This window comes from Rhizobium sp. SU303, from assembly GCF_021052345.1.
Taxonomy (GTDB): Bacteria; Pseudomonadota; Alphaproteobacteria; order Rhizobiales; family Rhizobiaceae; genus Rhizobium; species Rhizobium laguerreae.
In genome coordinates this window covers 44,749-67,234 of sequence record NZ_CP088098.1, presented here as the reverse complement: position 1 = coordinate 67,234, position 22,486 = coordinate 44,749, and the positions used below count along the sequence as shown (strand labels likewise).

The following is a 22,486-nucleotide window of genomic DNA, read 5'->3' as shown; positions in this document are numbered from 1 at the left end:
CGTCCTTCAGCCGTTGCGAATGCGTGGATCGAGCCAGGCGAGCAGCAGGTCCGAAATCAGTGTGCCGATCAGCGTCAGCATGCTCATCAGCAGGATGAAAGTGCCGGCGAGATACATGTCCTGGGCAAAGAGGGCGTTGAGCAGCAGTGGCCCGGTGATCGGCAGGCTGAGAACGATGGAGACCACCACCGAGCCGGAGACGAGGTGCGGCAGCACCCAGCCGACGGTCGAGATGAACGGGTTGAGCGCCACCCGCACCGGATATTTCAACAGCAGCCGGATTTCGCTCAAACCCCGGGCGCGGGCCATATCGACATAGGGCTTATTGAGTTCGTCGAGCAGGTTGGCGCGCATGATCCGGATCAGCGCCGCGGTGGCACCCGTGCCCAGCACGACGACCGGTATCCACAAATGCGAAATGAGATCGCCGAGCTTGGCCCAGCTCCAGACGGCGTTGATATAGGCAGGCGAAAACAGCCCGCCGGTACTTTGGCCGAAATACTGTGCCGAAACATACATCAGCACCAGCGCCAGCAGGAAGTTCGGGATGGCAAGGCCCAGAAAGCCAAAGAAGGTGGCGACGTAATCTCCCACCGAATATTGCCGCACGGCCGAATAGATGCCGATCGGAAAGGCCACCGCCCAGACGAAGAGCAGCGTGGTGACCGAGACCACCATCGTCAGGCCCATGCGGGCCCAGATCAGCTCGCTGACCGGCTTGTTCCAATCGAGGGACTGGCCGAAATCGCCGCGCAGCAGGATGCCGCTGATCCATTTCCAGTATTGCACCGCCCAGGGCTGATCGAGCCCATAACGTTCACGCAGCCCGGCGATGACGCTGGGATCGATCGTTTCGTTCTGGGAGGCAAGACGCGCGGTCAGCGCGGTCAGGAAGTCGCCGGGCGGCAACTGGATGATGATGAAGGTCACGACGGAAATCGCAAACATCATCGGGATCATATAAAGCAGGCGTCTGATGATGAAGCCGGCCATGGTCAAGCTCCTTCAATCGGCGATCGCCGATCGGATTGGATGATTGGGACTGGGCTGGTGTCGATGGGATGGCGCCCGCGGGCGCCATCCCTGTCGGTCGCGTTCCGTTATTGCTGGTAGTAGAAGGTCTCGGGCTTTGCCGGTCCCGGCGTCATGTAGAACGATGTGCTGGGAATGACTTTCGGGACATTGCGCATATTGGTCTTGACGATTCCGACGCGGTCCGGCTCCAGGTTGGTGCCGATGACGTAGAATTCGTCACGGGTGATCGCCAGCAGTTCCTTCATCGCGGCCAACTGCTTTTCGAGCGTCGGCGCTTCCTTCACCTGTCGGTAGAAATCCATCTGCTTCTTGGCAGCGGGGCTCGGTTCCTGCGCGTTCGGATCCTTGGGGTTCTGGTAGTAGAGGCCCCAGGCCGTCGCGAAGCTCGACTCGTATTCGTGCGGGAAATACCATTTTGGATCGAGCAGGCCGAGGAAATCGTAGCCACCGCCGCCGACCCATCCCAGGCCGTCATTCTCATTATTCTGCAGGCGGGAGAAGATCAGCGAACGTTCGGCCGGGCGGGGCTGCATGTCGATACCGACAGCCCGCCAGTAGCGCTGGATCATCTCGAGGGCGTCCACCTGGATCGGGCTTCCGGTCAAGGCGTCGATCGCAAAGGTAATCCGCTTGCCGTCCTGACCGAGGCGAAAGCCTTCGGCGTCATGTTTGGTAAGGCCGGCCTTGTCGAGATACTGATTGGCGAGATCGACATTATACTCCATATGCTGCGTCGCCATCTTCTCGTCGTAGAGCGCAGTGCCTTCACGCGGTGCTGCCTGATAAGGCTTGGCCTGTCCGGCATAAATCAGCTGGTTGAGCTCTTCGCGGTTGATGGCGTAGCTGAGGCCGATGCGGAAATCCTTGTTGGAAAAGACAGCGCGCAAGGCCGGATTCTTGTGGGTCTGGTTCAGGGTGATCAGCAGGGCGTTCGACCACGCCGGTCGGGCGATGAAAAGGCCGTAGCCGCCTTTTTGCTGGTTCTGCACGATCACCGTACGGGCGTCCGTCGTCTCGATGAAGCGGTTCTGCATGTCGATTTCGCCGCTGATCGCCTTCAGGATGATCGCCTGGGTATCCTGCATCACATCGATGGTGATCCGATCGAAGTAAGGCAGCTGGTTTCCTGCGGTATCCACCTTGGCATAGTATGGATTGCGTTCGGCGACGACCTGGGTGGTGCCGTTATAGGGCGCGGTCAGCACCCAGGCATCGAGTGTTGGACGGCCGAGATCGCGCCAGCGGCCGGGAAAGCCGATCTTGTTGTTGAAGAGCTGGACCCAGTCGGTTGCGCCGGCTGCCTTCACCAAGGCTTCGATGCCGTCGGGATTGAAATCCTTGTGGAATTGCTTGAGGTAGTGGGCCGGTGCGGCCGCCAGAATATCGGAGCCGCGCACGGTGGCCATGTTCATCAGGAACAGGCCGTTCGGCGCCGCGAACTTGAAGACGACCTTGTCGTCGGCGAGCTTTTCGACCTTGACGGTCTCTCCGCCCGCGGTCAGCCAGTTGGGTGCGGCAGGGGTGATCTTGGTGTTGCGAAGCACGTTCTCGTTCCACCACACAAGATCGTCCGCGGTAAACGGCTCGCCGTCCGACCAGCGCGTGCCTTCCCGCAAGATGAACGTATATTCGGTAGCATTGGCATTGACCTCGACGCTTCCGGCGATATCGGGGATCACCTCGGTCCATTCCGGATTCCAGCGGACCAGTCTGGTATAACCGATCGAACGCTCGATCTCGCTGTCGCCCCCGCCAAAGGTGGCCGTGCGCCAGGTGCCGCCATAGGTGCCGACCGATTCAAGCGGAGTGAGCACCAGCGGCTCCTTTGGCAGCCGCTTCTCGACCGGCGGCAGCTTGCCGGCATCGACCAAGGCCTTCAGTTCCGGCGACTCCTCAAAGCTGAATGCGGCACCGGCCCAGCCGGCACTTATGAGGATCGCCGCGGCAACGGTCGAGACAACCTGCCGTCTGAAAATTCTGACGTGTTGCATTCTTTCCTCCCAATATTCTGCTCTAAGTTATCGTTAACGTATTCTCCTCTTTTGCGAACGTTATCGTTACCGTTAAATCTTGTCAAAGAGATTCTTGGCGCTTTATCTTTGCCTATATCATCCTTGGCTTCCCCCGAAATTATGCTAGTTATCGTTATCGTAAGTTCCGCCCCCTTTTGATGAGACCATCCAGTTGAGCCGCCCAAAAGAGCCAGAATCCAAAATAACCATTGCCGATGTCGCCCGCGCCGCAGGGGTGTCGCCGATGACAGTATCGCGCGTGCTCAATGATCGCGGCGGAGCCAGTGCGGAGACCAGTCAACGAATTATTTTAGCGGCGAGCGAACTCAATTACAGGCCCAATCCCTTTGCGCGCGGATTGCGGTCCGATCGATCGAAGGCCATCGGCCTTCTCGTTCCCGACATCACCAATCCGTTCTTTCCCGAAGTCATCAGGGGAGCAGAGGATGCCGCAAGCGCTGCCGGCTATAACCTGCTTCTGTCGAATGTCGTCGAGAACAGCAAGCGGGAGGAGGAACTCATCGAAACGCTGCTGCGGCACCGGGTCGACGGGATCATCGTCTGCAGCGCGCGACTGCCCGATGCCGCGCTGCATAAGGCGCTTGCGCCCCACCGCGCCGTGGTGCTCATCAATCGCGAGGCGCCCAACGAGGTCGCCGGGACGATCGTCACCGACTACGAGACGGGAGCGTCGCGTGCCATCGACCATCTGGTCGAGCGCGGGCGCCGCAGGATCGCGATCATCGCCGGGCCGCGCAGTTCGTTTGGCGGCAAGAGCCGGCTTGTCGGCTTTCGCAAGACGCTGACGGCCCACGGGCTTAAGGCGCAAGGCATCGTTTATTGCGATCCGACCGCAGCGGGCGGCCAAACGGCGGGCGCGCAATTGCTGGCGGAGGCGCCCAGCATCGATGCTCTCGTCTGCTACAACGACCTTAATGCGATCGGCGCCATGAAGGCCTGCCGGGCCGCCGGCGTTTCGATCCCCGGGCAAATTGCCCTGATCGGTTTCGACGATATCCCGACTGCCGAACTGCTGTCTCCGGCGCTCACCACCTTGCGGGTGCAAAAACGCGAAATGGGGGAGGAAGCCGTGCGTCTGCTGCTCAGCCGCATCGCCACCAGAAACCGTCAGCACGGCATCGTCATCGTGCCGGAGCTCATTATCCGCGAAACAACCTGAACTCCCTATCAACAGGAGAAATATTCGATGGATATCAACAATCTGCAGGGACTGGCCCTGCCTGAGGAGAAGAAGGCCTGGTTCGTTCACGACCGGTTCGGCATGTTCGTGCATTGGGGGCTTTACGCCCTGCCGGCACGCCATGAATGGGTCAAGAGCCGCGAAGAACTGAACGACGCCGAGTACCAGAAATATTTCGATCATTTCGATCCCGATCTCTACGACCCCCGCGAATGGGCCAGGCGCGCGAAAGCTGCCGGCATGAAATATGTCGTGCTGACCACCAAGCACCATGAAGGCTTCTGCCTCTGGGATACCAAGGCGACCGACTTCAAGGTGACCAACACGCCTTATGGGCGGGATCTGCTGAGTCCATTCGTCGATGCCTTCCGTGCGGAGGGCCTGAGGATCGGGTTCTACTATTCGCTGATCGACTGGCATCATCCCGACTTCACGGTCGATCCGCGCCACCCGCAGCGCAATCATCCCGATGCTCTGAAAATCAACGAAGGCCGGGACATGCAGCGTTACGCCGCCTTCATGCGCGAGCAGGTCCGCGAGTTGCTGACCGAGTTCGGGCAAATCGACATCATGTGGTTCGACTTCAGCTATCCGCAGTGGAAGCTCGGAGAACTGGTCGGAAAGGGCCATCAGGATTGGGAAAGCGAGAAACTCGTTCGCCTGGTGCGCGAGCTTGCGCCCGACATCATCATCAACAATCGGCTCGATCTCGCCGGCTTGCAGCCCGACATCGTCACGCCGGAGCAATATATGCCGCGCGCCCGGCCGCTCCGCGATAGCAGGCGCGTCGTCTGGGAAGCGTGCCACACGCTCAGCGGCTCCTGGGGCTATCACCGCGACGAGGATACGTGGAAAAGCACGGAACAACTGGTGCAGATGCTGGTCGGTACCGTTGCCATGGGCGGCAATCTGCTGATGAATGTCGGCCCGACGGCGCGCGGCACGCTCGACCACCGTGCGATTGCAGCCCTTGCCGCTTATGAGGAGTGGATGGCACTGCACGAGCGCAGCATCGTCGGCTGCACCCAGTCGGATTTCGCCGCTCCGGCCGACTGCCGCCTGACCCAGAATGGCGATCGTCTCTACATCCACCTCTTCAACTGGCCCTATCGCCATCTGCATTTCGATGCGCTGGCGGGGAAAGTCGAATATGCGCAATTCCTGCATGATGGCAGCGAGGTCACCTGGCTGCGCCCGTCCGCCAATACCTTGTGGGCAAACACCCAGTTCCCCGTCGGTGATGATCAAATGACATTCGTCCTACCGGTGCGCCGACCTCAGATCGTGGTCCCGGTCATCGAAGTTAAGCTCAAGGCGGGGAGCACCTCCGGCATTCAGGATTAAAGGGCGGCGGATGATCGCGCAGCTGGGATAGATTGCCTGAGCGGGCGGGGCAGCTAAACGGCTCCGTCGGCCCCGCCATACGCCGACAGTGGCTTACGGATTGGCTTCGGTGGTTTCCACGAAGAGCTGGTTGAGTTGTTTCATCTCGAGCGCATGGGCGCGCTTTCTGAGGGCGGCTGCCTGTTTGAGTGTTGCAAGATTGTCTGTTGTCTCGATGAGGTGAGCATCGGCGACGAGCACCTCCGCTTCAATCCTTCCCTGCTCTCTCAATTGCCAGACATCCCTGACGCGAAATTGAACCATTATCACGCCGAAAAGTGCCACCAGCGCGGAAGCGGTCATTGGCAGCCAATTGGGGACGACCGGGCCATAGGCGGAAAACAACGATGAGAGACCGCTCAAAACGATGATCCCCAATGTGAGAAAATTCCAGAGATATTGATTGACCTTGGAGGAGCGCGCATAGCCGTTTCGATGTGTTCGAAGGTCACGCAAAGCCTGCCTTTTGATCTCGGCTGCGTCCGATGGAAGCATGCTTTCGGCCGTCTCTTGCTCGATCTCCCGCCTTGCCGCCAAAATCACGTTGATGACGGCGATAGTGATCCCGAAGGTAATCATGAACCAGGCGATGTAGTGCAAAGGGACGTCATCGAGAATGACGTTTGACAAAAACGCAGGTTGAAAAAATTCAATTAAAGCACCAATCGATATCAAGAATATAGACAGGGCAACCACGGCTATCGAAAGCATCGCTGCTATATTTCTATATCTGCCGGTCAATGTCATTTTCTGCAGTTGAGCGCGGTCATCCCCCTCCTTTCTAAACAAATCCATCATCCTATCCTCGACACTATAGGGTTAACCATAGTCAACCTTTTACCACGCCAGAAAGCAAGTAACGTTTGTGAGGTAATACTTTACGGATCGAATTGACGACAACCCTCGCCAACGTGCGGGTCGGGCAGCCTACGCCTCTTCAATCCGGTCGCTTCAGGCTATGCTGATCGCCAGCGGCCGGTCGAGATCGCGGGCAATATAGTCCCGGATCTGTCGGACGATCTGCGCGGTGTGAGCGATCGTCAGCCGGTCGGCCTGCTCGGCGTCGCCAGCCTTGATCGCGGCGATGATCTCCTCACGCTCGTCCGGCCTGACAGTCACTTGAAAACCGGCGCTGCCTGAGCGGGGACGAGATGGGGCCTTTCAGGAGAATGGCTCGGTCGGTCCCGCCGCCGGATTGGTCAGCCAGCGTGGTCCCTCGGCGGTCATGTACATATGGTCTTCCAGCCGGATCCCGAATTTCCCAGGGAAGACGATCATCGGTTCGTTGGAAAAACACATGCCGGCGGCAAGCGGCGCGTCGTTGCCGCGAACGATGTAGGGTTCCTCGTGGATTTCAAGTCCGAGGCCATGACCGGCGCGATGCGGTAAACCCGGTAGGCGATAGTCGGGGCCGAGCGAGTGTTTGGCAAGCACCTTGCGGGCCGCATCGTCGAGGCTCGAGCAGGCGGCACCGATCCGGGCTGCGTCGAAGACGGCCTGTTGCGCCTCCCGCTCGATCCACCAAGCTCGTTCGAATGCGCTTTCGCCGCCCTCCAGCATATAGGTCCTGGTGATATCGGAATGATAACCGTCGATCCGGCAGCCGGTATCGATGAGAATGACGTCGTCGCGACCAAGGACCTGATCGCCGTCGGCGCCATGCGGAAGCGAGGTCGCCGCGCCGAAGGAGACGATGCAGAATGTCGAGCCGGCATCGGCGCCGGCCTGGCGATGCTGTCGGTCGATGAAATCGACCACCTCGGATGATTTGATGCCCGGCTTCAAGAGCCCATGCACTTGCCTGTGGACGTCAAGCGTCAGGTCCATCGCATACTGAATGAGGGCAATCTCCGCGGCCGATTTGATGCAACGCAGGTCGCGGATCAGCCGCCCGCCATCGGCAAGCCTTGCCGCGCCCATCTCCGCAGCCAATGCATGATAGAAGAAAAGCGGCAAACCATCGTCGAGGGCAAGTCTGCCGCCCTGGGCAACAAGACGGGCGATGAGAGTAGCGCTGCTCTCCTCCTCTTCCCAGACCAGGATTTCCCCCGGCAGATGCGGCAGCGTTTCGACGCGGCTGCGCTCGAACCCCGGAACGATGTAGGAAATGGTCGCGGACGTGACGAGCGCGCCGAGGAACCTCTCGCTCGGATGCCAGACCAGCCCCGTGAAGTAATGCAGGCTTTCGGTCGGCCCAAGAAGCACGGCAGCCAATCCTTCGGCTTCGATCCTTTTGCGAAGCCTGGCGAGGCGGGTCTGCCGTTCGTCCTCAGTGATAGGGGGTACGGGGTGCTGCCACGACATGTTGTTTTCCTGCTTTTCCTGCGCTTCCAGATCTATGAAGCCTCGCCTTGCAGCCAGGATGTTGAACCAACACTAACGCCGCTGTAGGCAATATGTCGACATGAAAAATGAGGAGATAGCGATGGCGCTCGAATACACCATACCGGGCATGCTGATACGCGATCATATGGTCGGCGCTCCCCTGGATTGGTCGAAGCCGGAGGGGGAGACGATCCGGATTTTTGCACGTGAACTGTGCGATCCCGCCTGCCGCCGCGACGAATTCGAACATGACGGCGTTCGCCAGTCGGCGGCTGTCCTGCGCAGGCTGATGACCTTGGTCAGGGAGCAGGGCGGGCTCCCTCGCCTCCTGAGGCTCCAACGGTTCCATTGCTCTCGTCGCGTCAGGACATGCTGATCGCCACCGGCCGGTCGAGGTCGCGGGCGATATATTCCTGGATCTGGCGGACGATCTGGGCGGCATGGGCGATCGCCAGTTGGTCGGCCCTTTCGACGTCGCCGGCTTCGATTGCGGCGATCATTTCCTCGTGTTCATCGACATACTGGCGCGGCAGGCGGTCATCGAATGTCGAGTAGTAAAGGCGCAGGATGCGGCGGCCCTCGTCGAGCAGCCTGGCGAAGAAGGCCGTGTAATAGGAATTGCCGGCAAGTTCGGCGATCGCGACGTGAAATTCGCGGTTCGCCTCGATCATCGCATAGGCATCGCGCGCAGCAACGGCATCGGCGAAGTCTTTCTGATGCCGGCGAACGGTCTTCATGATCTCGCCGTTTCGCCGTTGCGCCGCGCCGCGGGTCGTCACCCGGTACATCAGCGTCAGCGCTTCGAAATAGGTGGGCAGGCTTGCGAAATCGATTGTCGCGACGATCGTATTTCTGTTCGGCAGCGTCGTGACCAGCCCGTCGGCGGCGAGCCGCAACAGCGCCTCGCGAATGGGGGTCCGCGACATCCGGAAGCGCTCCGACAGCCGCACTTCGTCGAGCGGACTGCCGGGTTCCAGCGCCATCGACAGGATTTCCTGCCTGAGCGTCACATAGACGCTCTGCGTGCCAGAGCCGCGCACCCGCACATTTTCCGCGTCTTTCCGCATCCGTCCGCCCTCTTTCGTTAGAGCCTTGTATTTCGTTTCGGCCGATTCTCGCAATGTCGGTCTTCGGGGCTTCAAATTTGTAAAGTCACATCATTGAATCTTGTCGACAGTTTGTATATAAGGCAATGAGTTTCAACGAGGCTCGATCGATGACCACAGGATGGAAGGGCGTATTTCCCGCCGTAACGACGCAATTCAACGAAGATCTTTCGGTTGATTTGCCCTCGACCCAGCGCGTCCAGGACGCGCTTGTCAACGATGGCGTCAACGGTTTGATCGTCATGGGCACATGCGGCGAAAACAATTCGCTGGACCCCGAGGAGAAGCGCACGATCCTGAAAGCGGCCGTCGAGGTTGTCAACGGCCGCGTTCCTGTGGTCACCGGCGTGTCCGAATTCGACACGCGCCGTGCTGTCGCCTATGCTCGCGACGCCGAGAAGCTCGGCGCCGACGGGCTGATGCTGCTGCCGGCCATGGTTTATGTGCCGAAGCCCGAAGAGCTGATCGCGCATTTCCGCACCGTCGCCGAAGCGACCTCCCTGCCGATTATGCTCTACAACAATCCGCCGGCCTACCGCGTCAACATTGGCGCCGACGTGTTGAAGGTGCTTGCCGACGTGCCGAACATCAAGGCGGTCAAGGAAAGTGCGCCGGATCCGCGCCGCTTCACCGATCTCATCAATGAATTCGGCGATCGTTTCGATATCTTCGCAGGTCTCGACGATGTGGCGCTTGAAGGCCTGATGCTCGGCGCCAAGGGCTGGGTCTCCGGCCTGACCAGCGCCTTCCCGCAGGAATCCGTGCAGCTCGTCGCCGCCGCCGAACGCGGGGATTGGGAAGAGGCCCGCAAGATCTATCGCTGGTTCATGCCGCTTCTGCACCTCGATGCCGAGCACGATCTCGTGCAGTCGATCAAGCTTGCCGAGCAGATCATGGGCCGCGGCTCCGAGCGCGTTCGCATGCCGCGCCTGCCGCTTTCGGGCGCCCGCCGCGCCGAAGTCACCGCGATGGTCGAGAAGGCCGCCGCCACGCGTCCCTCGAAAATCCGCCAGGCCGCCTGATACAACGAGGCCGGCGACCTCGCGGTTGCCGGCCTTTCCGTGTTTGCTGTTCAGGCAAGCGCCAGCGACTGCCCGGTCGCCGGATCGAACAGATGCATCTGGTTCATGTTGAACGAGAGCGGCATCGTCGACATCGGCCTCGGCCCGGTCTCGGGATCGATGCAGGCGCAAAGGCTTGCCTCGCCGATGCCGAAATAAACCATGGTCTCCGGCCCGAGTGGTTCCACAAGATCGATCTTCGCTTCGATGTCGGCATAACCAGGACGGGCCTGGCGGTCGGTGATCGATTCCGGCCTGATCCCGAACACCACTGATTTGCCGGCATGGCTGGCATAGTCGCCGGCGCGCGTCTCCGGCACTGGAAGCTCGCTGCCGTCGGTCAGCTTGACGACGAGACCCTTCTCTCCTGATAGCAGCGTCGCGGACAGGAAGTTCATCGACGGTGAGCCGATGAAGCCGGCGACGAACTGGCTGACCGGCCGATGATAGAGTGCTTGCGGCGGCCCCGCCTGTTCGATGATGCCACCATTCATCACCACGACACGATCCGCCATGGTCATCGCCTCAACCTGGTCGTGCGTGACGTAGACGGTCGTCGTCGGCAACAGCTGGTGCAACCGCTTGATTTCCGTGCGCATCTGCACGCGAAGCTTGGCATCAAGGTTGGACAACGGCTCGTCGAAGAGAAAGACTTTCGGGTTCCGCACAATCGCGCGCCCCATCGCGACGCGCTGGCGCTGGCCGCCCGAAAGCTGGCCCGGACGCCGGCCGAGCAACTCGCTGATATGCAGGGTTTCCGCCGCCCTGATGATACGGGCGTCAATCTCGCTCTTGGCAAGCTTCTGCTGCTCCAGGCAGAACGAAATATTCTCCCGCACCGTCATGTGTGGATAGAGCGCGTAGTTCTGAAAGACCATGGCGATATCGCGTTTGCCCGGGCCAAGCCGGTTGACGACCTGGTCGCCGATCACGATCTCACCGCCGGTAATGTGTTCGAGACCCGCGATCATGCGCAATGTCGTCGATTTTCCGCATCCCGACGGGCCTACGAAAGCGACGAATTCATTGTCTTCGATGTCAAGGCTGATGCCGCGCACCGCCTCGTAGATGCCATAGGACTTGACGATGCTCCTGAGTTCCAGCCGTGCCATGGTTTTCTCCTAGACCTCCTGCAGCCAGATCGCCATCGCTCCGGGCTCGCGATTGGCCCAGAGGTGATAGGGGATCGCCGTGAAGGGCCGCTCCTTCAACGAGGGAGGCGCGGTGCGATAGAGCGCATTCTGCCAATCGGCTATATCGGCTTCGAGCGCGGTGCCTTCGAGGACGGTCGCTCCGCCGAGAAGCGCGGCATCGTAACGGGCAGAAATTTCCTCAGATGCCGGCAGGCGGAGCCGCTGCGGCTCGCCGCCGAGGTCGGTTTCCTCGATGCAATAGACGACAGGCCCGCGCCGCAGCGCGACGCGTCCGCCGTCTTCGGAGACGGCAGGATGCGCGTAGATACGCTCGACCGGCATCGAGAAGCCGATGCGGACCTCGTCGCCATTGCGCCATTCCCTTGATATTGCAGCATAACCCTTCGTCACGCATTGATCGAGATCGACGGCAACGCCGTTGACCGAGATCTGCGCCTGCCTGCACCATCCGGGGATGCGAAGACGAAGCTGAAACCGGCTTGGCCGCTCGACGGCGAACCGCAGGCTGATGTCGCCATCCCAGGGATATTGCGTCTCCTGGATCAGGCCTACGAAGCTGTCGCCGACGGTCAGCTCGGCGGAATTGGTGCCGTAGAGATGGACGGCGAGCTCATGATCATCAGTCGAATAGAAATATTGGCCGAGCGACGTGATGAAACGGGCAATGTTGGTCGGGCAGCAGGGGCAGTAATGCCATTTCCACCGGCGGTGCTGTCCGTGGCTTTCAAGGACGTTCTCATAGAAATAATGCTCGCCGTCGCGCGAGATGCCGGAAAGCGCGCCGTTGTAGAGCACCGTTTCCAGCCTGTCCGTGAACTTGCTGTCGAGATCGACCTGCGCCATTCGATGGCTCCAGAAGCCGAGCGCGACGGCTGCGCATGTCTCGGCATAGGCAGTCTCGTTCGGTAGGTCGAATTCCCGGGTGAACCCTTCATTGGATGCCGATGGGCCAAGGCCGCCGGTCACGTAAAGCTGGCGACCGACCAGATTGTCGAAAAGCCGGTCGCAGGCCTCCTTCAATGTCGGATCGTCGTTTTCATGGGAGAGATCCGCCATCGCAGAAAACAGGTACATGGCGCGGACCGCATGGCCGACGACCTGGTGCTGGTCGCGCACCGGCATATGGGCCTGGCTATAGGCGTATGTCTTGTAGACGTAATCATCAGGGCTCTCGCCGCGTTTGCGGGCCTCTTCGTCGTAATATGAGGGCACCCGGCCACGTTCGTCGACGAAGTAGGTCGCAAGCTTCAGATGCCGCGGATCGCGCGTCACGCGATAGAGCTTGACCAGCGCCAGCTCGATTTCCTCATGGGCATCGTAGCCTCTGAGTTTCCCAGGCTCCGCACCGAAGGTGGCGATGATATGGTCGACTGCGCGGATCATCACATCGAGGAAGCGACGCTTTCCCGTCGCCTCGTAGTAGGCGACGGCCCCTTCCAGCAAGTGGCCCATCGAATACATCTCGTGCAGGTCGCGCAGATTGGTCCAGCGCCTGTCCGGCTCGCGGCGAATGAACCAGCTGTTGAGGTAACCATCCGCCATCTGCCCTTTTTCGAGCTTTGCGACGATAGCATCGATCTTCGTTTCGAGCGCAGCATTCGGGTGAGCCTTCAGCGTGTAACTTGCGGCCTCGATCCATTTGCCGAAATCGGAATCGAAGAAATGCTGCATCGACAGTCCGCTCGGCTGGATCGGGCGCACCAGCGGCCCGGCCGGCTTGTCAAAATCGAGCACCTCGAGAAAACCTTCCTCTTCCAGCCGCTTGTGCTGTGTCGGGATGGTGACGTTGCGAACCGTCTCCGTCCAGCTTTGCCAGAAACCGCCATGGAATACGACACTGGAATGGTCGGCGGGCCTGTATCGCTGCCGTCCCGCAGCGCGTGCCGGTTGAAAACGAGGTGAGCTGGTCATGAGGACTCCTGAGCGTGACGAGCGCTGTTACTTCACGGCGCCGGCCGTCAGGCCGCGCACGTAATATCGTTGCAAGAGAAGGAAAAGCAGGATGCAGGGGACCATGGTCACGGCTATGCCGGCCTGGAGCGCGCCCCAGTCGATGATGCCGTAGATGCCCGACGAAACATTCACCAGCATGATCGGCAGCGTGAACTTGTTCTGGTCGGACAGGAAGATGAGGGCGGCGAGGAATTCGTTCCAGGAATTCAGGAAGGCGAACATCGCAACGGTGGCAACACCGGGAAGCGCGATCGGCAGCATGATCCGGCGCAGGATCGTCGCCTGCGACGCGCCGTCTATCCGGGCCGCTTCGATCAGCGCCTTCGGCACCGCGTCGAAGGCGTTGCGCATCATGAAAACGGAAAATGGAAGCTGGAAGGTCACGTAGATCAGCACCAGGCCGAAAAGATTGTTCTGCAGCCGGAAGACTTTCAGGATCAGGAAAAGCGGCGTCAGGATCGACTGGAACGGGATCATCATCGTTGCCATGATCAGCACGAAGAGCAGCGACTGGCCGGGAAAGCGGAATTTCGAAAAGCCGTATCCCGCCGGCACCGAGACGAGCACCGTGAAGACCACCGTTCCGGCGGCAATCAGCACCGAATTGCCGGCATAGACGTACCAGCCGGCGCCGACATGCTCGAGGCGGCGGTAGTTCTCGAGCGAGAATGCCTTCGAGAAAAGCGCTGCCGGATCGGCAAGTGCTGCGGCAGCGGGCTTGAAGGAATTGGCGAAGGACCAGACGATCGGCATAATGAAGAAGACGGCAAAGACACATGCCGTCAGAACGAAAGCGAGATAACCGAGCCGCTCGCTCGCCGGCTTCGTTGCGAGATTGTGGTTGAGCCGTTCCATCAACCCTCCTCCGGCCGCTGGCGCAGCAGGACGAACTGGATCGCGCTGATCGCCACCAGGACGACGAGCAGGGCAAAGGAGATCGCCGAGCCATAACCAAGACGGTAGGATGAGAACGAGGCGAGATAGATCGAGAAGACCGCGGAGATCGTGCTGTTCTCAGGGCCGCCCTGGGTGATGATGAAGAACTGGTCGAAGGCCAGCATCGATGAGGTAACGTTGAGGACGAGCGCCAGCACCACCGAGTTCCTCATCAGAGGCAGCGTGATGCGGCGAAACCGGCTCCAGACGCTGGCGCCGTCGATCCTGGCGGCTTCGATGACGTCGTTGGATATGCTCTGAAGGCCGGTCAAAAGAATGATCATCGTGAAGCCTGCTGTTTTCCAGACAACCATCAGGATGACGACGCCGAGTGCCGGCCAGAAGCTTTCGAGTGGCCTCGGCGCGCTGTCGATGATGCCTGCTCCGCGCAGCAACTGCGCAAAGACGCCGCTATCCGGATTGAGCAACCACATCCACAATGTCGAGGCCGCCCCGAAGCCGATGACGACGGGCATGAAATAGATCGTGCGGAAAAGACCGGCGATCCGCAGTGGCCGGTCGACGAGCAGCGCGAGAGGAAAGGCCACCAGGAAGATCGCAGCCGTGACCAGCACGGTGTAGAGCAGCGTGAAGCCCAGGGAATGCCAGAGCTGGGTGTCGCTGATCAGTTCGGCATAGTTGGACAGGCCGATGAACTTCGTCCGACCGAGAAGCGGCCAGTTGTAGAAGCTCATCCAGACCGTCATGACAAGCGGCACGAGGAAGAGCACGACGATGAACAGCAAGCCCGGCAGGATGAAGGCAAGGCCGAGCCAACCCTTCGGCTCGGGCTCTCCGGTTGCGGCTGTGCGCCTCCGGTTGCGAAGTGTCGAGGATATCACCGCAACTCCTCCTTCCGTTTGAATGTCGAGATGTGAAGGGAACGGCAGGGCATCCGTGAATACCCTGCCGAAGCCCCGTCGGATTCAGTTCGGATTGGTGCGTTCGAGGATGCGGGTGAAGTCGGCCTGCGACTTGGCGATCGTTCCGTCGACATCGTCGCCGAAGATCGTGCCCTGAATCAGGTTGAGGAAGGGGCCGGTGCGGCTGACGAAGAGTTCGTCGGACGAGAATGTGTAGGGCGTACGCGCCTTGGCGAGGATATCGTAGGCAACGAGATTGCGCTGGTCGAACTTCGCATAGGCTTCCGCGGCAAGGTCGGTGCGCGACGGCATCCCCGATTCCTGGGTGATATAGACCTGCTGCTCGGGCTGCATGTAGAAATCGACGAAATCGAGCGCGACTTTCTTCTTTTCCTCGCTGATGCCCTTGATCAGGGAAAGCGTATCGCCGCCGGCAAAGCTCGATTCACCGCCCTTCGGCCCCGGGATCGGTGCGACGGCGAATTTCACGTCGGGATATTTGCTGGTCAGCAGATTGACGATGTAGGAGCCGGTCATCAGGATGCCGACCTTGCCCGAGGCGAAGGCCTCGACGGCATTGTTGCCGTTGCCGGAACGCGATGTCGGATGGATCGCACCGGCCTTCCACATATCGCGATAGGCAGCGATCGTCTCCCTCAGCGCCGGCGTGTCGACCGTAGCGCTGCGGCCATCATCGCTCAGCACATCGGCATTGGCGGCCCACAGATGCGGCAGGAAGTCGTAGATCAGCCAGCTTCCCGAATTGGCGACGAAATAGAAGCCATAGGTCTCGTTGCCGAGCGCGGCGATCTTCTTAGCGTCGGCGGCAATCTCCTCCATCGATGCCGGCGCCTTGTTCGGATCAAGGCCGGCCTTGGTGAACAGATCGGTGTTATAAGCAATGATCGAGGCATCCGGCAGGGCCGGCACGCCGTAGATCTTGCCGTCATAGGTGGCAAGGCGGATGTGCGACGGGCTCATCGCCGCGGAATAAGGCAGGCCCTTCACGAAGTCGGAGATATCCTCGAGACCGTCCGCGGCGGCAAAGGTCGGGAGATAGATCAGGTCGAGCACGGCACCGTCAGGTGCCGCGCTGCCGGCAATCGCCGCACCCAGCTTCGGCACCATCTGCTCTGCCGTGATCTGGGTAACGTTGACCTTGTCGGAGTGCGATGCGTTGTATTTGTCGGCCAGTCCCTGAAGGACGGCGCCGGACGACGTGCGCACCCATAGGGTGATTTCTTCGGCGCTGGCGAGAGAAGAGCTTGCCAGCAGCGCAAGAGCAGTGATCGTTGTTTTCAGTCGAAGCATGCTTGTTCCCCTTTTTCTCGTTCAGGCCCAAGGCCATCGGACGAAATGAACGTTAGATCAGAAATTTTTTGATGTCGACAGTCTGTGTGCATAAATCTGATGTGCGATTGATAAAACCTTTTAACAGCTCATTTTTTTCTGCTAAAACCTTTTATCAAGGATCGAACACGAGGCGGATCTTGAAGAATACGGGCGATCGGAGACGGACGATTTATGACGTGGCGAAGGCTGCGGGCGTCAGCATTTCGACGGCGTCGAACGCGCTGAACGGCACCGGCCGGACGAATGCGGAGACGCGGGAACGGGTCCGGCGCGTGGCAGAAGAGATCGGGTTTCGGCCCAACGCACTCGCCCGTGGGTTGCTGAGCAAGCGAAGCCATGCGATCGGCATGCTGACCAACGACACCTATGGCAGACTGACGCTGCCGATGGCGGCAGGGGTATCGGAGGTACTGGTCGATCACGGCGTGTCGGTCTTCCTCTGCGCCACGAACAATGATCCAAGGCTCGCCCAGTTGCACCTGGAGGCGCTTCTCGATCGGCAGGTCGACGGCATCATATTCACCGCGACGCGCCTCGATCTCACACCGCCAGTCCAGCTATCCCGCTTGCCGATACCCGTCGTGTACGTCTTTGCCGAGGGGCCGGCTGACAGCGTCACCTTCTTTCCGGATGACGAACAGGGCGCCCGCCTCGCCGTCGATCACCTGAAAGAACTCGGTCGATCGCGGATCCTCCACATCACCGGCCCGCAGGATTACCTGGCCGCTCGCATCCGCGCCCAATCCTATCTCGACGCCTGCGGCGACGGTGCCGAAGCGATGTTCGGCGACTGGTCGGAGGAATGGGGTCACGAAGCCGTCCAGACGGTGTTTGCCCGGCCCGGCCCAAAGCCCGACGCCATCTTCTGCGGCAGTGACGAGATCGCCCGCGGCGTCATCGACGCGCTGCGCGACCTCAATGTGCATATTCCCACGGATGTCGCCGTGGTCGGCTTCGACAATTGGGAGGTCGTCGCACGGCAAACGCGCCCGCCGCTGACCACCATTGACATGGAGTTGAAGGAACTGGGCCATCGCGCCGGCCTGGCTATCCTCAGCCTCTCCAAGGGTGAACCGGTCCCCACCGGCATCACCAGATTGCCGTGTCGCCTGATCGTGCGGCAGTCTTGCGGCAGCCCCCTTCGATCCGACTGAAAACGACGGCAACGAACAGAGACGCGGCGACGCCGTCGCTATTATTTGTCCGTGGAATTGCCGGAACGGGTCAGGCTGTTGCGGCTAACCAGTGAGGGTATCTGGAAAATATGCTCGGAAGCGGTGCGGCCTTCTATTCTGGAAATGAGGGCTCGGGTTGCGACCTGACCGAGTTCCCTGCCTGACTGATCGATGCTTGCGAGATTGACGAGGCCGAGTGCTGCGGTCGGCGAATTGTCGTATCCGATGACGGCGAGATCTTCGGGCACGCGCACGCCCATCTCCATAGCCAGGCTCAGAAGGGTGATCGCGTCGAGATCGCTCCAGCAGAATACGGCGCGCGGCCTGTCCTTCCTCGATAGGAATTTTCGCATCGCCTCTTCCCGCTTTGGCGAAGCAATGGGAATTTTGCCGATCGCTGGCGAGGAGCCGAGCCCGCCACGCTGCATCGCCCGGCGGAACCCTATCTCACGTTGGCGGACGACGGAGACCGCGTGCCCCTGGCGCTCGCCAAGGCTCAGCATTTCGATATCGCGATAGCCGCAGGCAAGAAGCGCTTCGACGGCGATCTCGGCGCCGCGCTGATCGTCTGCGTTGACGGTATCGAAGGCAGTAGCGCTGGCATCGTGGTAACCGACGGCGACGATCGGTATCTGGACTGCGAACTTTGCGAGGATCTCCGAGGGCAAACGCGGCGCAACAAGGATCAGGCCGTCCATCTTGTAGTCGATCATCGACTCGATCAACGACGTCTCCAGCTGCACGCGCGCATCGCTGACGCCGATCATCGCCTGGTAGTGCGAAGGCGCCAGCACGCCGTTCACGCCGGCAATCACCTCCGGAAGGAAGGGATTGCGGATATCGATCAGCAGCACGCCGATGGTAAAACTCCGGCCACGCAGCCCTCTAGCTGCCCGCGAGGGGCGATATGCGAGTGCTTCGATGGCATCAGTCACCCTTGCGCGCAGCGCATCACTGACGCCATAGGCGTTTCGCATCACCTTGGAAACCGCTGCGACCGATACGCCTGCGTGAGCTGCCACGGTCCGGATCGTCACGCGATCGGTTCGTTGCGGCCTTTGTTTGTCTTCAATTGACATGAAATCTCTGGCTTGCTGCTGCGAGTCGTCAACAAGCGCCCGCAGAACCACCATGGCAGACTGGCAACCAAATTTCTATTGCGCTTTCGAAGAAAATGTAGAACGTTATATGGAGAACGTTCTACAACTCGTCGGGAGGACTTGATGAACTTTCAGCCGGCAGCCATCAGCGGCAACCTCGTTTCGCGTGCCTGGTCCGGGGATATGATCGCGCCACTATCGGATGGCGGCCAGGGAACGGCCGCAAGCTTCGTCTCCAAGACTTTCGAACATGATGTCGCCAAGCTCCCCGTCGATCTCTTCATCTCCGCACTTGGCCTCTATCGCTGCTTCATCAACGGCGTTCGTGTCGGCAGCGACCTGTTGACACCAGGTTGGACGAACTACGACGATCGCCTTGCCTATCAGCGATATGACGTCTCGAACCTGCTCAAGCCGGGGCCGAACCGGATCGAGATCTGGCTTGCCGACGGATGGTACCGATCGCCCTTGATGTGGGGCGCCAAGGCGATCCCGAACTGCTGGGGCGACAGGATCGGCGCCATTGCGGATCTGATCGGAGCTGATGGCACCGTTCTTTCCACCGACACGACATGGCGAAGCGGTGTTCTGCCGATCCTGCAGTCGGGGATCTACTTTGGCGAAGTCTATGATGCCCGCCAGGAAAACTATGCCGAGACCCACGGCACCGAGAAACTGCCGTTCGACAGGGCACTGCTCGTCGCGCATGAAACTGCGGCGGTGCGGGAGTTGCAGCCGCTTGCTCCGGTCGAAAGCTGGACCGACGATGGCGGAAGGACGGTCTATGATTTCGGCCAGAATGCCGGCGGCTATGTTAGATATACTGTCCGAGGCGCTGCCGGCGCCGAAGTCCGGGTGGAGCATTCGGAAGTTCTCGGTCCCGATCGTCATTTCGACAATCGCAACTATCGCACGGCCGCCGCACATACCGTCTACACCCTGCGGGGAGACGGCGATGAAACCTACGCGCCGCATTTCACCTTCCACGGCTTCCGTTATGCCAGAGTGACGATCGAGGGCGATGCGAAGATCCTCGCAATCGCGTCTATCCCGATCTCGTCGGTACCCGAGCCCGCCGGCGGCTTCACCTCGGGCAATGCGCTGGTCAATCGCCTCGTCCAGAATACCATCTGGTCGCAGCGTGCCAATTTTGTCGAAGTGCCGACCGATTGCCCGCAGCGCGATGAGCGCTTGGGCTGGACGGGCGATGCCCAGGTGTTTGCCGCGACGGCGTGCTGGCTGAGCGACAGCCAGTCGTTCCTCAGGAAATATCTGCGCGATGTGATGGCCGATCAGCGCGAGGACGGCGCCGTCTCGCATTTCTCGCCGGATCCGACACGTTTGCATCCGGCCAATTTCCCGGGCTTTGCCGGTTCGACCGGCTGGGGCGATGCAATTGTCGTCATCCCCTGGGTTCTCTACACCCATTACGGCGATCGGGCCGTTTTGTCGGAGTGCCTGGGTTCCATGGTGCGCTGGGTCGATTTCGTCTGGTCGATCTCGGATGGCCCGCTCGTGCGCCCGCCGTCGCGTTGGGGCGACCGCGGCTTCACCTTCGGCGATTGGCTGCAGCCGGTCGGCGACAACCGGAAGCCTCGCCCGACGATCGCCGACGATTGCGCGGCCACACTCTACCACTTTATCTCGACCGACCTTCTGGCAAAGATCGCAGCCGTTCTCGGCGATCATACGCTTGAAGCGCAAATGAAGCAGCGCGCCAGCGAGATCCGGCTGACATTCGCTAACGAGTTCATCGCTCCCTCGGGACGGCTCGCGCATAACGACCAGACGTCCTATGCGCTGGCCTTCCTCCACGACCTGATACCGGATGAGCATCAGGAGACCGCACAGCAGCATTTCAGGCAGGTGATCGTCGATGCCGACTATAAGATCGGCACCGGCTTCATCGGCACGCCTGCCCTGCTGCCGGCTCTGACGAAACTCGGAATGGACGACCTTGCCGAAAAAGTCTTCCTGCAGGAGGATGTGCCGGGCTGGCTCTACCAGGTGTCGAAGGGGGCGACGACGATCTGGGAGCGCTGGGATTCCATGGCGCCCGACGGCACCATCTACGAACCTGATATGAACAGCTACAACCACTATGCCTATGGCGCTGTCTGCCAGTGGCTGTTCGAAAGCGTCGCCGGAATTTCGCCGAGCCCGAGCGCACCCGGATTTGCCGAGGTGATCGTCGATCCGGTGCCGATTCCGTCCCTTTCGCCGGTTTCAGCCCATCATGATATCAGCCAGGGACGCATCGAGGCCGGCTGGCAGTGCGACGGCAACAAGGTCACCTATGTGCTGAAACTTCCGGAAGGCTGCATCGGCCGGTTCCGACCAGGAAAACGGCATCAAAACCCGTCGCTCAACGGAGAGCCCATCGCCGAGGAAGCCGTTCTTGCCACGGGGACGCACCGATTGGTCTTTTCTCTACCCAATTCTTGAGGAGCATACACGTCACACCGTTCAGAGGAGGAACGTCATGACACATCGGATAAAGCTCATTCTTGCGGGCGCATCCGCGCTTTTGGCTTTGGTTGCGGCCAGCCCGTCGCATGCAGAAACCACCCTGTCATTCCTGATCGACAACAGCCCTGACACGGTCGCGGCCGCCGAAGCACTGGTTGCCGCCTATCAGGCCAAGGCGCCCGACGTGACCATCGAAATCGAGCAGCGGCCCGGCGGCGGCGAAGGCGACAACATCGTCAAGACGCGGCTGGCGACCGGTGAAATGCCCGATGTGTTCCTCTACAATTCCGGCTCGCTGCTGCAAGCGCTGAAGCCGACACAAACGCTTGTCGATCTGAGCGGCCTTTCTTCGCAGGCGAAGGTCGACGAAGGTTTCAAGTCAGTCGTCCGCGCCGATGACAAGCTCTACGGCGTTCCCTTCGGTACGGCGATGGCGGGCGGGATTCTCTATAACAGGAAAATCTACCAGGACCTCGGCCTCTCCGTTCCGAAGACATGGGCGGATTTCATGGCGAACAGCGAAAAGGTCAAAGCATCAGGAAAGGTCGCCGTGGTGCAGACCTATCGCGATACCTGGACCTCGCAGCTGTTCGTTCTGGCTGACTATTACAACCTGCATGCCGCCGTGCCGAACTTTGCCGCGGACTATACCGCCAACAAGGCGAAATATGCCCAGACGCCTGCGGCCATGAAAGGCTTCGAACGACTGAAGGATGTCCATGACGCCGGCCTGATGAATGAAGACTTCGGCGCAGCAAGTTATGACGATGGCCTGAGAATGGTTTCGACAGGCGAGGCAGCGCACTATCCGATGCTGAGCTTCGCAGTCGGCGTCCTCAAGCAGAATTATCCCGAAAATCTCGGCGATGTCGGCTTCTTCGCGCAGCCGAGCGACGACGCTGCAGCCAACGGCCTGACGGTCTGGATGCCGCCGGCCCTCTACATTCCCGCTGCCAGCCCGCATATAGAAGAAGCGAAGAAATTCGTGGATTTCGCCGGCAGCGTCGAGGGCTGCAAGATCATGATGGAAATCAACACCGTTCAGGGACCTTCACTCGTCGATGGCTGCGATCTGCCGGCCGATGTTCCGCCTGTCGTCAAGGACATGCTCCCCTATTTCGAGACAAAGGGCATGACGACACCGGCACTGGAATTCGTTTCGCCGATCAAGGGACCGTCACTCGAGCAGATCACCGTCGAAGTCGGCTCCGGTATTCGCCAGCCTGCCGACGCGGCAAAGCTCTATGACGACGACGTGCGCAAGCAGGCCAAGCAGCTCGGTCTACCCAACTGGTAGCGGTCTTTCGGGTCAATCAACCTCGCTCCTAAAGGGGCGAGGTTCCACCCGATCGAAGAGGTC

At 60.3% G+C, this 22,486-nt stretch carries 18 protein-coding genes and 1 pseudogene; 7 read left to right on the top strand and 12 right to left on the bottom strand.

What is annotated here, in order from left to right; translation table 11 throughout:
- Window positions 1-6 precede the first annotated feature (6 nt).
- Both RlegSU303_RS31755 and RlegSU303_RS31750 read right to left on the bottom strand, forming a co-directional pair.
- Window positions 7-993: an ABC transporter permease gene (locus RlegSU303_RS31755; protein ID WP_231284124.1), complete on the bottom strand. Its 987-nt coding sequence runs from the start codon at window positions 991-993 to the stop codon at window positions 7-9.
- 107 nt (window positions 994-1,100) lie between these two features.
- Window positions 1,101-3,026, bottom strand: a complete 1,926-nt coding sequence (locus tag RlegSU303_RS31750) for an ABC transporter substrate-binding protein (protein ID WP_231284122.1) — start codon at window positions 3,024-3,026, stop codon at window positions 1,101-1,103.
- A 193-nt stretch (window positions 3,027-3,219) separates the two neighbouring features.
- Here RlegSU303_RS31750 and RlegSU303_RS31745 point away from each other — a divergent pair, with 193 nt between their 5' ends.
- Both RlegSU303_RS31745 and RlegSU303_RS31740 read left to right on the top strand, forming a co-directional pair.
- Window positions 3,220-4,227 (top strand): LacI family DNA-binding transcriptional regulator, encoded by a 1,008-nt coding sequence (locus RlegSU303_RS31745; RefSeq protein ID WP_017958350.1) that lies wholly within the window; start codon window positions 3,220-3,222, stop codon window positions 4,225-4,227.
- 21 nt (window positions 4,228-4,248) lie between these two features.
- Window positions 4,249-5,592 (top strand): annotated as a pseudogene (locus tag RlegSU303_RS31740) (alpha-L-fucosidase); the annotation flags it as partial.
- Window positions 5,593-5,685: 93 nt separating this feature from the next.
- On the opposite strand, the gene RlegSU303_RS31735 reads toward RlegSU303_RS31740, so the two are convergent.
- From RlegSU303_RS31735 to RlegSU303_RS31725, 3 genes are all read right to left on the bottom strand, one after another.
- A complete protein-coding gene (locus tag RlegSU303_RS31735) occupies window positions 5,686-6,426 on the bottom strand; it encodes a hypothetical protein (protein WP_026158423.1) in 741 nt (246 codons plus the stop codon).
- 156 nt (window positions 6,427-6,582) lie between these two features.
- A complete protein-coding gene (locus RlegSU303_RS31730; RefSeq protein ID WP_017958347.1) occupies window positions 6,583-6,750 on the bottom strand; it encodes a hypothetical protein in 168 nt (55 codons plus the stop codon).
- A 42-nt stretch (window positions 6,751-6,792) separates the two neighbouring features.
- Window positions 6,793-7,935: a M24 family metallopeptidase gene (locus RlegSU303_RS31725; RefSeq protein WP_231284121.1), complete on the bottom strand. Its 1,143-nt coding sequence runs from the start codon at window positions 7,933-7,935 to the stop codon at window positions 6,793-6,795.
- 121 nt (window positions 7,936-8,056) lie between these two features.
- Here RlegSU303_RS31725 and RlegSU303_RS34610 point away from each other — a divergent pair, with 121 nt between their 5' ends.
- Window positions 8,057-8,332, top strand: coding sequence for a hypothetical protein (locus tag RlegSU303_RS34610; protein WP_231284119.1), 276 nt, complete (start codon window positions 8,057-8,059; stop codon window positions 8,330-8,332).
- On the opposite strand, the gene RlegSU303_RS31715 is transcribed toward RlegSU303_RS34610, so the two are convergent.
- Complete coding sequence (locus RlegSU303_RS31715) at window positions 8,319-9,023, bottom strand: GntR family transcriptional regulator (protein ID WP_017958344.1); 705 nt, start codon at window positions 9,021-9,023, stop codon at window positions 8,319-8,321. The two genes, RlegSU303_RS34610 and RlegSU303_RS31715, sit on opposite strands and share 14 nt — an antisense overlap.
- 149 nt (window positions 9,024-9,172) lie before the next feature.
- On the opposite strand from RlegSU303_RS31715, the gene RlegSU303_RS31710 reads away from it, so the two are divergent.
- Window positions 9,173-10,084: a dihydrodipicolinate synthase family protein gene (locus tag RlegSU303_RS31710; protein ID WP_017958343.1), complete on the top strand. Its 912-nt coding sequence runs from the start codon at window positions 9,173-9,175 to the stop codon at window positions 10,082-10,084.
- 50 nt (window positions 10,085-10,134) lie between these two features.
- On the opposite strand, the gene RlegSU303_RS31705 is transcribed toward RlegSU303_RS31710, so the two are convergent.
- The 5 genes from RlegSU303_RS31705 to RlegSU303_RS31685 form a co-directional block, all read right to left on the bottom strand.
- Entirely contained in the window at window positions 10,135-11,235 is a 1,101-nt protein-coding gene (locus RlegSU303_RS31705; RefSeq protein ID WP_231284118.1) for an ABC transporter ATP-binding protein, read from the bottom strand.
- A 9-nt stretch (window positions 11,236-11,244) separates the two neighbouring features.
- Complete coding sequence (locus RlegSU303_RS31700) at window positions 11,245-13,188, bottom strand: glycoside hydrolase family 127 protein (protein ID WP_231284117.1); 1,944 nt, start codon at window positions 13,186-13,188, stop codon at window positions 11,245-11,247.
- A gap of 27 nt (window positions 13,189-13,215) precedes the next feature.
- Complete coding sequence (locus RlegSU303_RS31695) at window positions 13,216-14,085, bottom strand: carbohydrate ABC transporter permease (RefSeq protein ID WP_131620493.1); 870 nt, start codon at window positions 14,083-14,085, stop codon at window positions 13,216-13,218.
- A complete protein-coding gene (locus tag RlegSU303_RS31690; RefSeq protein ID WP_131620494.1) occupies window positions 14,085-15,008 on the bottom strand; it encodes a carbohydrate ABC transporter permease in 924 nt (307 codons plus the stop codon). Before RlegSU303_RS31690 ends, RlegSU303_RS31695 begins: the two co-directional genes overlap by 1 nt.
- Window positions 15,009-15,092: 84 nt before the next feature.
- Entirely contained in the window at window positions 15,093-16,340 is a 1,248-nt protein-coding gene (locus tag RlegSU303_RS31685) for an ABC transporter substrate-binding protein (protein WP_131620495.1), read from the bottom strand.
- 179 nt (window positions 16,341-16,519) lie between these two features.
- Between RlegSU303_RS31685 and RlegSU303_RS31680 the strand changes: the two genes are divergently transcribed.
- A complete protein-coding gene (locus RlegSU303_RS31680) occupies window positions 16,520-17,536 on the top strand; it encodes a LacI family DNA-binding transcriptional regulator (protein WP_094088904.1) in 1,017 nt (338 codons plus the stop codon).
- Window positions 17,537-17,577: 41 nt separating this feature from the next.
- On the opposite strand, the gene RlegSU303_RS31675 is transcribed toward RlegSU303_RS31680, so the two are convergent.
- Window positions 17,578-18,636: a LacI family DNA-binding transcriptional regulator gene (locus tag RlegSU303_RS31675; RefSeq protein ID WP_026158422.1), complete on the bottom strand. Its 1,059-nt coding sequence runs from the start codon at window positions 18,634-18,636 to the stop codon at window positions 17,578-17,580.
- Window positions 18,637-18,780: 144 nt separating this feature from the next.
- Here RlegSU303_RS31675 and RlegSU303_RS31670 point away from each other — a divergent pair, with 144 nt between their 5' ends.
- Together RlegSU303_RS31670 and RlegSU303_RS31665 are read left to right on the top strand one after the other, a co-directional pair.
- Window positions 18,781-21,102 carry an alpha-L-rhamnosidase gene (locus RlegSU303_RS31670; protein ID WP_231284116.1) on the top strand — a complete coding sequence of 774 codons (2,322 nt, stop codon included), beginning with the start codon at window positions 18,781-18,783 and terminating at the stop codon, window positions 21,100-21,102.
- A 37-nt stretch (window positions 21,103-21,139) separates the two neighbouring features.
- Complete coding sequence (locus RlegSU303_RS31665) at window positions 21,140-22,423, top strand: ABC transporter substrate-binding protein (RefSeq protein ID WP_017958334.1); 1,284 nt, start codon at window positions 21,140-21,142, stop codon at window positions 22,421-22,423.
- The last annotated feature ends 63 nt before the right edge of the window (window positions 22,424-22,486 follow it).

Bases quoted from the DNA above. Each gene is read 5' to 3' on its own strand.
- RlegSU303_RS31700 (WP_231284117.1), bottom strand. From the start codon at position 13,188: ATGACCAGCTCACCTCGTTTTCAACCGGCACGCGCTGCGGGACGGCAG.
- RlegSU303_RS31755 (WP_231284124.1), bottom strand. From the start codon at position 993: ATGGCCGGCTTCATCATCAGACGCCTGCTTTATATGATCCCGATGATG.
- RlegSU303_RS31665 (WP_017958334.1), top strand. From the start codon at position 21,140: ATGACACATCGGATAAAGCTCATTCTTGCGGGCGCATCCGCGCTTTTG.
- RlegSU303_RS31725 (WP_231284121.1), bottom strand. From the start codon at position 7,935: ATGTCGTGGCAGCACCCCGTACCCCCTATCACTGAGGACGAACGGCAG.
- RlegSU303_RS31705 (WP_231284118.1), bottom strand. From the start codon at position 11,235: ATGGCACGGCTGGAACTCAGGAGCATCGTCAAGTCCTATGGCATCTAC.
- RlegSU303_RS31685 (WP_131620495.1), bottom strand. From the start codon at position 16,340: ATGCTTCGACTGAAAACAACGATCACTGCTCTTGCGCTGCTGGCAAGC.
- RlegSU303_RS31750 (WP_231284122.1), bottom strand. From the start codon at position 3,026: ATGCAACACGTCAGAATTTTCAGACGGCAGGTTGTCTCGACCGTTGCC.
- RlegSU303_RS31695 (WP_131620493.1), bottom strand. From the start codon at position 14,085: ATGGAACGGCTCAACCACAATCTCGCAACGAAGCCGGCGAGCGAGCGG.
- RlegSU303_RS34610 (WP_231284119.1), top strand. From the start codon at position 8,057: ATGGCGCTCGAATACACCATACCGGGCATGCTGATACGCGATCATATG.
- RlegSU303_RS31710 (WP_017958343.1), top strand. From the start codon at position 9,173: ATGACCACAGGATGGAAGGGCGTATTTCCCGCCGTAACGACGCAATTC.
- RlegSU303_RS31715 (WP_017958344.1), bottom strand. From the start codon at position 9,023: ATGCGGAAAGACGCGGAAAATGTGCGGGTGCGCGGCTCTGGCACGCAG.
- RlegSU303_RS31670 (WP_231284116.1), top strand. From the start codon at position 18,781: ATGAACTTTCAGCCGGCAGCCATCAGCGGCAACCTCGTTTCGCGTGCC.
- RlegSU303_RS31675 (WP_026158422.1), bottom strand. From the start codon at position 18,636: ATGTCAATTGAAGACAAACAAAGGCCGCAACGAACCGATCGCGTGACG.
- RlegSU303_RS31735 (WP_026158423.1), bottom strand. From the start codon at position 6,426: ATGGATTTGTTTAGAAAGGAGGGGGATGACCGCGCTCAACTGCAGAAA.